Annotated in this window: 11 protein-coding genes; 10 read left to right on the top strand and 1 reads right to left on the bottom strand. The window is 70.2% G+C overall.

Annotated features, from left to right (window positions below; all coding sequences use genetic code 11):
* Positions 1-96 precede the first annotated feature (96 nt).
* From QQM39_RS08740 to QQM39_RS08720, 5 genes are all read left to right on the top strand, one after another.
* Complete coding sequence (locus QQM39_RS08740) at positions 97-822, top strand: response regulator transcription factor (protein ID WP_301996129.1); 726 nt, start codon at positions 97-99, stop codon at positions 820-822.
* Positions 819-2,372, top strand: a complete 1,554-nt coding sequence (locus tag QQM39_RS08735) for an ATP-binding protein (protein ID WP_301996128.1) — start codon at positions 819-821, stop codon at positions 2,370-2,372. The genes QQM39_RS08740 and QQM39_RS08735 overlap by 4 nt, the downstream gene beginning before the upstream one ends.
* A gap of 325 nt (positions 2,373-2,697) precedes the next feature.
* Entirely contained in the window at positions 2,698-3,792 is a 1,095-nt protein-coding gene (locus tag QQM39_RS08730) for a lytic polysaccharide monooxygenase (RefSeq protein WP_301996127.1), read from the top strand.
* 143 nt (positions 3,793-3,935) lie between these two features.
* Entirely contained in the window at positions 3,936-5,201 is a 1,266-nt protein-coding gene (locus QQM39_RS08725) for a glycosyltransferase family 4 protein (RefSeq protein WP_301996126.1), read from the top strand.
* The gene (locus QQM39_RS08720) at positions 5,198-6,070 is read left to right on the top strand and encodes a transferase (RefSeq protein WP_301996125.1); all 873 of its coding nucleotides are present in this window, start codon (positions 5,198-5,200) and stop codon (positions 6,068-6,070) included. The genes QQM39_RS08725 and QQM39_RS08720 overlap by 4 nt, the downstream gene beginning before the upstream one ends.
* Before the next feature lie 122 nt (positions 6,071-6,192).
* Here QQM39_RS08720 and QQM39_RS08715 read toward each other — a convergent pair whose 3' ends face one another.
* Entirely contained in the window at positions 6,193-7,197 is a 1,005-nt protein-coding gene (locus tag QQM39_RS08715) for an acetylxylan esterase (protein WP_301996124.1), read from the bottom strand.
* A gap of 185 nt (positions 7,198-7,382) precedes the next feature.
* Between QQM39_RS08715 and QQM39_RS08710 the strand changes: the two genes are divergently transcribed.
* Genes QQM39_RS08710 through QQM39_RS08690 form a run of 5 tightly spaced genes read left to right on the top strand, consistent with a single transcriptional unit; the run spans position 7,383 to position 13,623 of the window.
* Positions 7,383-8,375, top strand: a complete 993-nt coding sequence (locus QQM39_RS08710) for a sugar ABC transporter permease (RefSeq protein ID WP_301996123.1) — start codon at positions 7,383-7,385, stop codon at positions 8,373-8,375.
* Complete coding sequence (locus tag QQM39_RS08705) at positions 8,369-9,241, top strand: carbohydrate ABC transporter permease (RefSeq protein WP_301996122.1); 873 nt, start codon at positions 8,369-8,371, stop codon at positions 9,239-9,241. Before QQM39_RS08710 ends, QQM39_RS08705 begins: the two co-directional genes overlap by 7 nt.
* A gap of 22 nt (positions 9,242-9,263) precedes the next feature.
* Positions 9,264-10,919 (top strand): extracellular solute-binding protein, encoded by a 1,656-nt coding sequence (locus tag QQM39_RS08700; protein ID WP_301996121.1) that lies wholly within the window; start codon positions 9,264-9,266, stop codon positions 10,917-10,919.
* A complete protein-coding gene (locus QQM39_RS08695; RefSeq protein WP_301996120.1) occupies positions 10,916-11,602 on the top strand; it encodes a hypothetical protein in 687 nt (228 codons plus the stop codon). Before QQM39_RS08700 ends, QQM39_RS08695 begins: the two co-directional genes overlap by 4 nt.
* A complete protein-coding gene (locus QQM39_RS08690; RefSeq protein WP_301996119.1) occupies positions 11,599-13,623 on the top strand; it encodes a beta-galactosidase in 2,025 nt (674 codons plus the stop codon). The genes QQM39_RS08695 and QQM39_RS08690 overlap by 4 nt, the downstream gene beginning before the upstream one ends.
* Position 13,624: the final 1 nt, after the last annotated feature.

Genomic DNA, 13,624 nt, shown 5'->3' with positions numbered 1-13,624 from the left:
TGCACTCGATCCGGGCGCTGGTGCTGCGCCTGGGCCAGGGAAAAACCAAGTTGGGGCGGGGCCGCGCCCCCGGTGACGGGGGTGCAGGATCGGGACATGACCGCCACCACCGGGTTCCGAAACGGCCGCGTCCGTGTGCTCATCGTCGACGACGAGCCCGCGCTCACCGACGTGCTCTCCGTGGCCGTCGAGGAGGCGGGCCGACGGGCCCATCCGGCACTCGACGGACAGCGCGCGCTGGAGATCGCGTGCGGCTGCCCGCCGCACGCCGTCGTGCTGGACGGGATGCTGCCCGACCTGGACGGCCTGCAGGTGCTGCGCCGCCTCAGGTACGAGAACCCGGAGCTGCCCGTCCTCATGCTCACCGCCCGCGACGCCCTGGAGCACCGGCTCGACGGGCTCGAGGCGGGCGCCGACGACCATGTGACCAAGCCCTTCTCCCTGGAGGAGGTCGTCGTACGGCTGCGCGGACTGCTGCGCCGGGCCGGATCCGGGCAGACCCGGACCGACACCTCCGTGCGCGTCCTCGGCGACCTCGTGCTGACCGAGGAGACCCGCGAGGTGCACCGGGCGGGCGTGCCCGTCCAGCTCACCGCCAAGGAGCTCGACCTGCTCAGCCTGATGATGGGCCATCCGCGGCAGGTGCTCGGCAAGACCCAGATCCCCGACCACGTCTGGAGCAGCTCCTTCGACGGCGGCGGCAACCTGGTCGAGGTCTACATCTCCAGCCTGCGCCGCAAGATCGACAAGGGCCGGGTGCCGATGATCCATGCGGTGCGCGGGCTCGGGTACGCCATCAAGCCGGTGGAGGACGGGAGATGAGCGCGGTGACTTCCCGCAAGCCGTGGCCGAGGCCGCGCACCCGCTCGATGCGCACCCGGCTGCTCCTCTTCATCGGCGCCACCCTCGTCGCCGTGTGCGCCGCGATGGCGCTCACCACCGTGTTCGTCCAACGTGCCTATCTGCTGGGCAACCTGGACGACCGGGTCACCAACGCCGCCGAGCGCAGCCTGGGCGGGGCCCTGCTCGACCCGGAGCTCGCGAACGACCTGGGCTTCCTCAACGAGAACGGGCATCCGGCCGGCCTGCTCGCCGCCCGGTTCGACGACGACGGCGACATCCTCTCCGCCGAGGTCGTCAGCCAGGACGCGGCCCCGCGGAACCTGACCGACGCCCAGCGCGCGGCCCTCACCGGCATCGAGGCCGACGGCCGCAAGCACACCCGGACCGTGCCCGGCCTCGGCATCTACCGCATCACCGCGCTCGACAGCGACGGCGTGCGGGTGCTGACCGGGCTGCCGATGGACGATGTACAGGACATGATCAGCGGCCTGGTCGTGGTGGAGGCGGTCGTCGCGGGCGCCGGGCTCACCGTCGCGGGCTGTGTGTGCGCCGTCGTCATACGACGCCAGCTGCGCCCCCTCGGCCGGGTCGCCGCCACCGCCGCCGAGGTCTCCCGCGTGCCGCTCGACCGCGGCGAGGTCACCGGCCTCACCCGCGTCCCGGCCGGAGACACCGACCCCGCCAGCGAGGCCGGCCAGGTCGGCGCCGCGCTCAACCGCATGATCGACCACGTCGAGTCCTCCCTCACCGCCCGCCGGCGCACCGAGGAACGCATGCGCCGCTTCCTCGCCGACGCCAGCCACGAACTGCGCACCCCGCTCGCCTCGATCGCCGGTTACGCCGAACTCATGAACCGCGGCACCGACCGGATCGAGCCGGTGCTCGCCTGGCGCCGGGTCTCCGCCGAGTCGGCCCGTATGACGGGTCTGGTCGAGGACCTGCTCCTGCTGGCCCGGCTGGACGAGGGGCGCCCGCTGCAGTCCACGGAGGTGGACATGGCGGCGCTGGTCGCCGAGGCGGTGTGGGACGCGCGGGCCGCCGGGGACGGGCACGACTGGCAACTCGAACTCCGCCTGGACGCCCCGGCGCTGGTCCTCGGTGACGATGCCCGGCTCCACCAGGTGGTGGTCAACCTGCTGGCCAACGCCCGGGTCCACACCCCCGAGGGCACGACAGTGGTCGCTTCCGTCGAGGCCGCCCCCGACCGCTGCGTGATCCGGGTGAGGGACGACGGCCCCGGCATTCCGGCCGGGCTCCTCCCCCAGGTCTTCGACCGCTTCACCCGCGCCGACACCTCCCGGGCGCGCAGCGGCCCGTACGACGGCGGGTCCGGTCTCGGCCTCGCCATCGTGGCGGCGACCGTCTCCGCGCACGGCGGTCATATCGACGTGGCGAGCGAGCCGGGCCGTACGGAGTTCACCATCGAACTGCCGCCCGTGGGAGCCGAACCGCCGCTCCTCGACACGGTGTCGGGCCCGTCCGTGCCGACCCCGGTGCCGTCCAGGCCTGTGCTCGCCCGGAAACCCTGACTGGTCCCGCAAAACCTCTGACGGTCCCGCAAGACCTCTGACGGTCCCGCAAACCTCTGGCGGTCCCGCGACCCGTGACCGGCCGCGCAACCCCTGACCGCTCCCACAGGACCGCACCACCCTCGGTGCGGTCCCCGTGCGCAAGGCGTTTACATCCACGCCCCACGGCGCTACCTTCCGCAGCAGACGGGGTGGGAGCGCTCCCATGATGGTGGACCGGAACCCGCCATCCCGGACCCGCTCCCGCCCCGCGCATCCGCACGCACACCCGCACACCCCCACACACATCCGCACGGCCCGTGCCTGAAGGAACGGACTGAGTGTCATGATCCTGACAAACTCAGGGGCGACCGCGCCGCCGCCCCGCCGATTAACTCTCCCCACCCGCGCCAGAGCCCTCTTCCTCGTCCTGGTCTCCCTGCTCGCGACCATCCCGGCCGTCGCCCTCGTCATGAGTACCGGCGGCGAGGCGGAGGCCCACGGCACCCCCATGAAACCGGGCAGCCGCACCTTCCTGTGCTGGCAGGACGGCCTCACCGACACCGGTGAGATCAAGCCGGTCAACCCGGCCTGCAAGGCGGCCCAACAGATCAGCGGCACAACGCCGTTCTACAACTGGTTCTCGGTGCTCCGCTCCGACGGCGCTGGCCGCACCCGTGGCTTCGTGCCCGACGGCGAGCTGTGCAGCGGTGGCAACACCAACTTCACCGGCTTCAACGTGCCGCGCGACGACTGGCCGCTCACCCACCTCACCTCGGGGGCGACGGTCGACTTCTCCTACAACGCCTGGGCCGCGCACCCGGGTTGGTTCTACGTCTACATCACCAAGGACGGCTTCGACCCGACCCAGACCCTCACCTGGGACGACATGGAGGAGCAGCCCTTCCTCTCGGTCGACCACCCGCCGCTCAACGGCTCCCCGGGCACGGTCGAGGCCAACTACGCCTGGACAGGAAAGCTTCCTGACAACAAGTCGGGCCGCCACATCATCTACATGGTCTGGCAGCGCTCCGACAGTCAGGAAACCTTCTACTCCTGCTCCGACATCGTCTTCGACGGCGGCAACGGCGAGGTGACCGGCATCAAGGAGCCCGGCAACCCGACCGACCCGGTGCCCGGCGAGTGCTCCGCCACCCGCCGTACGACCGGCAGTTGGAACGGTGGCTACCAGTCCGAGGTGACCGTCACCAACACCGGCGACGTCCCGATGCTCGGCTGGATGGTGGACTGGACGCTCCCCGCCGGCCAGAAGGTCGACAGCCTGTGGAGCGGCAGCGCGACCTACAACGGCCAGGCGGTGATGGTCCACAACGCCGACTGGAACGGGTCGTTGAGTCCTGGTCAGAGCACGACGTTCGGGTACGTCGTCTCCGGCTCGGGCGGAGACAGTACGGCGACCCTGCCCTGCCGGGTGGGCTGAACCGCTGTTCGGGGCGGGCCCGGTGGGCGCTGAGCCGTCGTCCACCGGGCCTGTCGCCCGAGGCCTGTCAAAGGGGTGATTGACCGGAGAACAAAGCGGTAACGGCAGGCAACCCGAAGGAGGCGGGCGAGGTCTAGTCCGCCATGAAGATCTCTTTCCTGCTGCACAACGCCTACGGGATCGGAGGCACGATCACCACCACGTTCAATCTGGCCCAGGCGCTGGCCGAGCGGCACGAGGTGGAGATCGTCTCCGTGCTGCGCCACCGGGAACGCCCGAACTTCACCCTGGACCCGAGAGTGTCCTTAAGGCCCCTGGTGGATCTGCGCCACGAGAAGGAACATCCCCTGCATCTGAGACCGGCAAGAGTGTTTCCTGTCGCCGAGTACCGCTACCAGCAGTACAGCGAGCTGACCGACCAGCGGATCGGGGAGTGTCTGGCGGCGATCGACGCCGACGTCGTCATCGGCACCCGGCCGGGCCTCAATGTGCACCTCGCGCTCCAGGCCCCGGAGCGCGTCGTCCGCGTCGGGCAGGAGCACCTCACCCTCGACAACCACCCGCCCCGGCTGCGCACCACCCTGCGCCGGGCGTACCGCCGGCTCGACGTGCTCACCACGGTCACCGAGGCCGACGCCGCCGCCTACCGGCGCAAGATGCGGCTGCCCGGCGTCCGGGTGGCGGCGCTCCCGAACAGCGTCCCCGATCCGGTGCTGCCCGCGGCGGACGGCACCGCGAAGGTGGTGGTCGCGGCCGGCCGGCTGGTCCCGGTGAAACGTTACGACCTGCTCATCGAGGCCTTCGCCCTGGTCGCCGCCGAACACCCGGACTGGCGCCTGCGCATCTACGGCAAGGGAGAGGAGCACGCCCGGCTGCGGCAGCTCGTCCACGGTCTCGGCCTGAGCGAGAACGTCTTCCTGATGGGCGCCGCCGCCCCCATGGAGGCGGAGTGGGTCAAGGGCTCGATCGGCGCGGCCGCGTCCAACTTCGAGCCGTTCGGCATGACCATCGTCGAGGCGATGCGCTGCGGCCTGCCGGTGGTGAGCACCGACTGCCCGTACGGACCCGGCGAGATCATCGACGACGGCGTCGACGGCCGGCTGGTCCCGGTCGGGGACCGTGACGCGCTGGGCGCCGCGCTGCTGGACCTGGTCCGCGACGACGAGCGACGCCGGCTGATGGGGCGTACGGCGATGGAGAACGCGCGACGGTTCGCCCCGGTCCCGGTCGTGGAGCAGGCGGAGCGCCTGATCGACGAGGCGATCTCGGCCCGCGGGGCCGGGCAACCGGTCGCACCGCAAACCGGCCGAATACATCGAGCCCTGGTCAGCCAGGGTTTCGCCGCACGCGACGCCGCGTATGCGGCGGCCTCCGGCGCCCTGCGCGCGGTACGGAGGGGGCGTCGATGAACACCGAACCCGACATGACACGCGATACCACCGGGGACACCCACCTTCGGGTCCACTGCACGACCGACGCGGACGGCCGGATCACTTTCCTCCTTCAGCGACCGGCGAACACCGCCGCCCTGTCGCCCCAGTTGCTGCTGCGGCTGCGCCCCAAGAAGGGCCAACCCGAGAAGCTCCTGCAGGCGCTCGATCTGGAGCCCATGGACGACGGCCGCCTGCGCGCCGTCCTGGAGCCACAGCCCGCTCTCGCCGAGGGCCGGTGGGACGTGTACCTGCTCCCCGAACCCGGAGCGGCACGGCAGCGCATGCGCCCCGGCCTGCGTGACCAGCGTGCCCTCGTCGACGGACACACCCGTGACCGGCCGTCACCGGTGGCCGTGCGCGTGCCGTACACCACCAAGGACGGCTACCTCGCGGTGCGGGCCTGGCTGCGCACCGCCCATGCGGAGGTCGAGGGCATCGACGTCAGGGACCGGTCGATGACGGTCAGGGCCCGGCTGCACGGCGCCCCGCTCACCGAGGCAGCCGCCGTACGGCTGCGCCTGCGGGGCGGTGACGGTGTCGTACGGACGCTGGAGCCGCGGGCCGAGAGCGACGGCCGGGCGTTCTCCTTCACCGTGGACCACGAGGAGTTGGCCACCGGCCACGGCCCGGGCCCCGGCGCCGGAACCCGCGTCTGGGACCTCTCCGTCCAGCCCGGCCCCGATGCGGAAGCCCCGGTGATCCGGATCGGCCGACTGCTGGACGACGTGGCGGACCGCAAGGACATCTTCGTCTATCCGACCGCCGTGGTCGGCGATGCCACCGTGCGTCCCTACTACACGGTCGACAACGAACTCTCTGTCGAGGTGACGGCCGCGACGGCGTGAGGTCCGTTCTCGGGCGGACCCGGTGGGGCGGTGAGCCGTCGCCCACCGGGTCCGCGAGCCGGACGAGCCCGAGGGGGAAATCGCAAGCGTGAAGCTGCCGGACGACACCGCCGTCCACCTCTTCACGTTTGCTGTGCGCTGAAGCCCGACACGGCCGCCAGCCAGTCCAGTTGGCGGCGCACATGCACCGCGTCGCCGCCTTCGTGGCCGTTGAACGGATAGGCGTGGATCTCCTTGCGCGGATCGGCGCCCGACAGCTCCGCATAGCGGTTGAACGCGCCGTACGCCCCGCTCGGCGGGCACACCGTGTCGCGCAGGCCGACCCCGAAATGGGCCGGTGCGTGGGCGCGCCGGGCGAAGGCGATCCCCTCCAGGTAGGACAGCGTGTCGTACGCGGCCCGCTCGGCGCCCCGGTGCACGGAGAGGTACGCGGCGATCTCGCCGTAGGGCGAGGCGTCGGTGAGGTCGAGTGCGCGCCGGATGCCGCACAGGAACGGGGCGGTGACCAGGACCGCCGCGAGGTCGGGGACGAGTCCCGCGACGGCCAGGGCGAGCCCGCCGCCCTGGCTGTTGCCGACGGCGGCGATGCGTGCGGCGTCCACGCCCGGCAGGGCGCGCAGTGCCGCGACCGCGCGTACGGCGTCCGTGATCAGGCGGCGGTAGTGGTGGTCCCGCGGGGACAGCAGGCCGCGCACCGCCGGACCCGGGCCGCCCGGCGCCGTGGCGTGCGGGTCCGGGGTGGCCCCGCCGTTGCCGTACTGGTCGCCCTGGCCCCGGTTGTCCATCAGCAGATGCGCGTACCCGGCGTTCACCCAGGTCAGCCGCTCGTGCGGGAGGCCCCGTCCGCGGCCGTAGCCCGCGTACTCGACGACGGCGGGCAGCCGACCGCGCACCCCGGCCGGTCTGCTGAACCAGGCCCGCACCGGATCGCCGCCGAACCCTCGGAACGTCACATCCCACGTCTCGGTCAGCCGCAGGCCGGTCTCCACCGGGTGCGCCGACACCAACACCTCCGGCTGCGCGGCCTCCTTGAGGGTGTCGTGCCAGAACTCGTCGAAGTCGGCGGGCTCCTGGGGGTCCGGACGGTAGTGCTCCAGTTCCTTGAGCGGCAGATCGAACGCGGGCAACGGCGGCCTCCGATTGTTGCGCCTCTACAGCAGAATGTTTCGTAGTCCCTGGCTCGCCCTGGTAACAGCCTCCCCGACCGGCCTTCCCTGTCAGCCCCATTGACAGCCATTACACCCGCCCCTAACCTCGCCGCAAAGTTGCCGGTACGACTCCGAAACTTTCGGTGCCACCGGGAGGCCACCGCATGAGCAGCACCTCCACCACGTCGGCTCCACCGCCCGGCACAAAAGCGCCGCCGCTGACGAAGACCCCACCCCGGGGGCGGCGGGCGGCGCGTACCGGCTGGCGGCGGGCGCTGCGCCGGGACTGGCAGCTGTACTCGCTGGCCGTGCTGCCGCTGCTGTTCTTCCTGGTCTTCCGCTATCTGCCGATGATCGGAAACGTGATCGCCTTCCGGCGCTTCGAGCCGGGCGGTTCGATCTTCGGCGAGGAGTGGGTGGGGCTGCGCTATGTCCAGATGTTCCTCAACGACCCGACCTTCTGGCAGGTGTTCCGCAACACCCTGTGGCTCGGCGGACTCACGCTCGTCTTCTGCTTCCCGATCCCGATCGTGCTCGCGCTGCTGCTCAACGAGGTGCGCCGGCGTGCGCTGAAACGGTTCGTGCAGTCGGTGTCGTATCTGCCGCACTTCCTGTCGATCGTGATCGTCGCCGGCATCACCATGCAGATGCTCGCCACGGACGGGCCGGTCAACCACGTCCTGGGGTGGCTCGGGCACGACCCGATCCGGTTCATCCAGGAACCCGAGTGGTTCCGCACGGTCTACGTCGGCTCGGAGATCTGGCAGACCGCCGGCTGGGGCACGATCCTGTACCTCGCCGCGCTCACCACCATCGACGAGGACCTGTACGAGGCCGCCCGCATCGACGGCGCAAACCGCTGGCAGCAGATCTGGCACGTCACCCTGCCCGGCATCCGCCCCACCATGATCACGCTGCTGATCCTCAACATCGGCACGTTCATGGCGGTCGGCTTCGAGAAGGTCCTGCTGCTGTACAACCCGCTGACCTATCCGACCGCCGACGTGATCTCGACGTATCTGTACCGCGCGGGCGTCGAGTCCAACAGCTTCAGCTACGCCGCCGCCATCGGGCTCTTCGAGGCGATCATCGGCCTGGTGCTGATCACGTCCGCCAACCAGCTCTCACGCCGCACAGTGGGGACGAGCCTGTGGTGAAGCCGAGCCGTTCCTACCGCGTCTTCCAGGGCGTCAACGGCATCATCCTCACCCTGGTCGTGCTCGTCACCCTGTACCCGTTCGCCAACATCATCGCCCGCTCGTTCAGTTCCGAGCGGCAGATCCGGGCCGGTGAAGTGACGCTGTGGCCCGAGGGGTTCAACCTCACCACGTACAAGATCGTGTTCCAGGACTCGATGTTCTGGCGGAACTACGGCAACACCGTGCTGTACACGGTGGTCGCCACCACCGTCGCCATGATCCTGACCACCTGTTACGCCTACGTCCTGTCGAAGAAGCACCTCAAGGGACGCGGCGTACTCGTCGGCATCGCCGTGTTCACCATGTTCTTCACCGGCGGCCTGATCCCCAACTACGTCCTGGTCACCAGCCTCGGCCTGAAGAACAGCGTCTGGGCCATCGCGCTTCCCAACGCGATCAGCGTGTTCAACCTCCTGGTGATGAAGGCCTTCTTCGAGAGCCTGCCGACCGAACTGGAGGAGGCCGCGCAGATCGACGGCCTGAGTACGTACGGCATCCTGCTGCGGATCGTGCTGCCCCTGTCGAAGGCGGTCGTCGCGACGATGGTGCTGTTCTACTCGGTGTCCTTCTGGAACTCCTGGTTCAGCGCCTTCCTCTACCTGGACAAGTCCGAGCTGATGCCGGTCACCGTCTATCTGCGCAACCTCATCTCCGGCGCCACCACGGGCGGCAACGCCGGTGCCGCCGACGCACAGCTCAGCCAGGTGGGGGCGAACATCCAGGCGGTCACGATCGTGCTGACCTCGCTGCCCATCCTCTGTGTCTATCCGTTCGTCCAGCGCTACTTCGTCTCGGGCGTGATGCTCGGCGCGGTCAAGGGCTGACAAAGGAGTGCCCGTGTCATCCGTGAACAACGCAGGACAGCTGTCGCGGCGTCAGATACTCGCCGCCGCAGGTTTCATCGGCCTCGCCACCCTCACCGGCTGCGGCAGCGGCGACGACGGAGGGGACTCCAAGGACCTCTCGAAGAAGCGGAACGGCGCGATGAAGGAGTACCGCGTCGGCCAGCAGTTCAAGGCGACCAAGCCGCTGTCGTTCTCCGTCCTGCACAACAACAACCCGGTCTACCCGATGAAGGACGGCTGGCTCTTCTGGAAGGAGCTCGGCAAGCGCACCGGCGTCACCTTCGAGCCCGTCGCCGTCCCCCTGGTCGACTACGAGAAGAAGCGCAGCGTCCTCATCGGCTCGGGCGACGCCCCGTTCCTGATCCCCAAGACGTACCACCCCTCCGAGGTCGCGTTCGTGTCGTCGGGCGCGATCCTCCCCGTCAGCGACTACGTGCACCTGATGCCGAACTTCCAGGACAAGGTCAAGCGCTGGAAGCTGGAGCCGGAGATCGACTCCTACCGGCAGTCCGACGGCAAGTTGTACCTGCTGCCCGGCCTGCACGAGAAGCCCAGATCCGGCTACTCACTGGCGCTGCGCACGGACGTCCTCGACCGGCTCGGTCTGAGCCTGCCCGGCACCTGGGACGACGTGTACGAGGTCTTCAAGGCGATCAAGCAGGAGTACCCGGACCGCTACCCGTTCTCCGACCGCTGGAGCAAGAACACGCCCTACCCGGCCGCCGCCCTCTTCAGCTATCTCGGCCAGGCGTACGGTGTCCGGGCCGGCTGGACGTACGACAACATCAGCTGGGACGCCGACGCGCAGAAGTACGTCTTCACCGGAGCGACGGACGCCTTCCGGCAGATGATCGAGTACGTGCGGCAGCTGGTCGCCGAGAAGCTGGTGGACCCGGAGAGCTTCACCCAGACCGACGACGAGGCCACGCAGAAGCTGCTGGGCGAGAAGTCGTTCGCGATCAGTGCCAACCCGCAGGTGCTGGTGCAGGAATACCGGTACAACCTGCAGAAGCAGGTCAAGGGCGCGGAGATCGAGATGATTCCGGTGCCGCTCGGGCCCGCCGGCCCGGTGGTGCTGGGCGGCGTCCGCCTGGAGAACGGCGTCATGATCTCCAGCAAGGCGCTCGAGAGCGACAGCTTCGTCGCGATGATGCAGTTCGTGGACTGGCTGTGGTACTCGGACGAGGGCCAGCGGTTCGCCCGCTGGGGCGTCGAGGGCGTCACCCACACCCGCTCCGGCGGCCAGTACAAGATCAAGGACGGCATCAGCCTCATGGGCTCCGACCCGGACGCCCCGAAGGACATGCAGAAGGACTACGGCTTCTACAACGGCGTCTTCGCCTACGGCGGCAGCTGGGAGCTCGTCTCCTCCATGTTCAGTCCCGACGAGAAGAAGTTCCAGGACGCCATGTCCCAGCGCGAACAGACGCCCATCGGCCCCGCCCACCCGCTGCAGTCCTTCGAGCAGGAACAGGCCTCCCTGTGGGAGACACCCCTCAGGGACCACGTCACGCAGAACACCCTCAAGTTCGCCCTCGGCAAGCGCCCGCTGTCCGAATGGAACGCCTACGTCGCCGAGTTGAAGGCGAAGAACATGCAGCAGTTCGTCGACCTGCACAACAAGGCGTACGAGCGGTACAAGAAGGAGAACGGGTGAGCAGCGGCGTAAGCGCAGCCGACTTCGGCACCGGAGTCCTCTCCCGTGCCGCCGGCCTGATCCACACCGTCGTCACCGTGCAGGCGCTGCTGCTCTTCACCGCCGCGCCCGGACTCGCCGGACTGCTCCTCCTCGGCCCCGACCCCGGCAACCTGCCGCTGGCCGCCGTATGCCTCCTCCCGCTCGGCCCGGCCCTGTCCGCCGCGCTGTACGCCCTGCACCACCGCAGCCGCGACCTCACCGACCTGCACCCGGCCCGCACCTATGCGCGCGGCTGGCGCCTCAACGCCCTTCCGGCGCTGAAGCTCTGGGCGCCCCTGCTCGCCTGGCTGACCGTCATCGCCTTCACCCTCACCCACTTCTCCACCACCGGCCTGCCCGGCTGGTGGGCGGTGCTGCTCGGTGCGATCGGCGCCGGCTCCCTGCTGTGGGGCGCGCACGCGCTGGTCCTCACCTCACTGTTCGCCTTCCGCGGCCGTGACACCGCCCGCCTCGCCGCGTACTTCCTCTTCCGGCACGCCCGCGCCACCCTCGCCGCCGCCTCCCTGCTCGTACTGGTGGCCGCGTCGACCGCCCTGCTGACCGAGGCCCTGCCCGCCCTGGTGGCCGCCCCGCTGCTGCTCTCCCTGCTGCACAGCAGCCGCCCGGTGATCGCCGAGACCCAGGAGGACTTCACCGCATGACCGGGCCGCGCACCCCGAGGATCCCGTACGGCGGCGACTACAACCCCGAGCAGTGGCCGGAGCCGGTGTGGGACGACGACCACCGCCTGTTCACCGAGGCCCGCATCGACACCCTCACCGTCGGCGTCTTCTCCTGGTCCCTCACCCAACCGGCCCCGGACACCTACGACTTCACGGTCCTCGACCGCATCCTCGACCGCGCCGCCGCCGAGCACCGCCAGATCTGCCTGGCCACCGGCACCGCGGCCCTCCCGCCCTGGCTCGCGAAGCGGCACCCCGAGGTCAACCGCACCGACTTCGAGGGCCGCCGCCACCGCTACGGCCAGCGCCACAACTTCTGCCCCAGCTCCCCGGCGTACCGCAGCCACGCCACAGCGATGGCGGCCCGCCTCGCCGAACGCTACGCGGACCACCCGGCGCTGCTCGCGTGGCACATCAACAACGAGTACGGCGGCACCTGTTACTGCCACCTGTGCGCCGAGGCGTTCCGGGAGTGGCTGAAGGACAAGTACGGCACCCTCGACGCCCTCAACGACGCCTGGTGGACGACCTTCTGGTCCCACCGCTACACCGACTGGGCCGAGATCGAGCCCCCGAACGCCCTCACCGAGCACTGGCGCGGCCCCGACCACACCGCGTTCCAGGGCATCACCCTCGACTACTCCCGCTTCATCACCGACGCCCTCCTCGGCTGCTTCCTCGCCGAGAAGGAGGTGATCCGCGCCCACGACCCGCACACGCCCGTCACCACCAACTTCATGGGCATGTTTCGCCCCCTCGACTACCACCGCTGGGCGCCCCACCTCGACTTCGCCTCCTGGGACAGCTACCCGCCCCTCGACGCCCCGCCCACCTGGCCCGCCCTCGCCCACGACCTGATGCGAGGCCTCAAGGAGGGCGCCCCGTTCTGGCTGATGGAGCAGACCCCGTCCACGACGGCCTGCCGCGACGTCAACCCGCTGCGGCGCCCCGGCGAACTCCGCCTCGCCACCTTCCAGGCCGTCGCCCACGGCGCCGACGCCGCCCTCTACTTCCAGATGCGCGCCTCCCGCGGCGCCTGCGAGAAGTACCACGGCGCGGTCATCGGCCACGCGGGCCGTGACGACACGCGTGTGTTCCGTGAAGTGGCCGGCCTGGGGCGGGAGTTGACGGCCCTCGGCGATGTGACCCTCGGCGCCCGCACCCCGGCCCGCACCGCCCTGCTCTTCGACTGGGACAGCTGGTGGGCGCTGGAGATCTCCGACGGCCCCTCCCGGCTGGTCAAGTACCAGGAGGTGGTCCACGCCTACTACCGGGCCGCCCGCGAGGCCGGCGCGGACGTGGACGTCGTCCCGGTCACGGCCGACCTCACGGCGTACGACGTGGTCCTCGCTCCCGCCCTGCACATGGTCAAGGGCGACCTGGCCACCCGCCTGGAGGCCGTCGCCACCCGGGGCGGCACCGTCCTGACGACCTTCCTCTCGGGGCGCGTCGACGAACACGACCGGGCCTTCCTCACCGACGTACCCGGCCCGCTCGCGCCCCTCATGGGCGTCCGCGTCGACGAATGGGACGCGCGGTCTCCGGAGGTCGTCCAGCCGGTCCAGCTGGGGCAGCTGACCTGCGAAGCCCGGCTGGTCTTCGAGATCGTGCTGCCGCGCGGCGCCGAGCCGGTCGGCACCTACGGCGCCGACTTCTACGCGGGCACCCCGGCGGTGACCCGCAACCGCTTCGGCGAGAGCGGCGGCGAGGGCTGGTACGTCGCCACCGCCCTGGACCAGCCCGGCGTCGCCAAGGTCGTCCGCATGCTCCTCGCCCGCCACGACCTGCTCGGCCCGTACGCCGACCAGCCGACCGTCGAGACGGCGATCCGAGTCGCCCCCGACGGCACCCGCCTCCTCTTCCTCCTCAACCACGCCCCCGAACCGGCCCACCTGACGGCCCACACCACCGCCACCGACCTGCTGACCGGCAAGGGGGTCGAGGAGGGTGAGCTCCTGACCCTCGATCCGCTGGGCGTGGCGATCCTGAGCCTCTCGTAGC

It is taken from the genome of Streptomyces sp. DT2A-34 (assembly GCF_030499515.1).
Classification (GTDB): Bacteria; Actinomycetota; Actinomycetes; order Streptomycetales; family Streptomycetaceae; genus Streptomyces.
The sequence above is the reverse complement of the archived record's forward strand: the minus strand, read 5'-3'. Positions and strand labels throughout refer to the sequence as shown.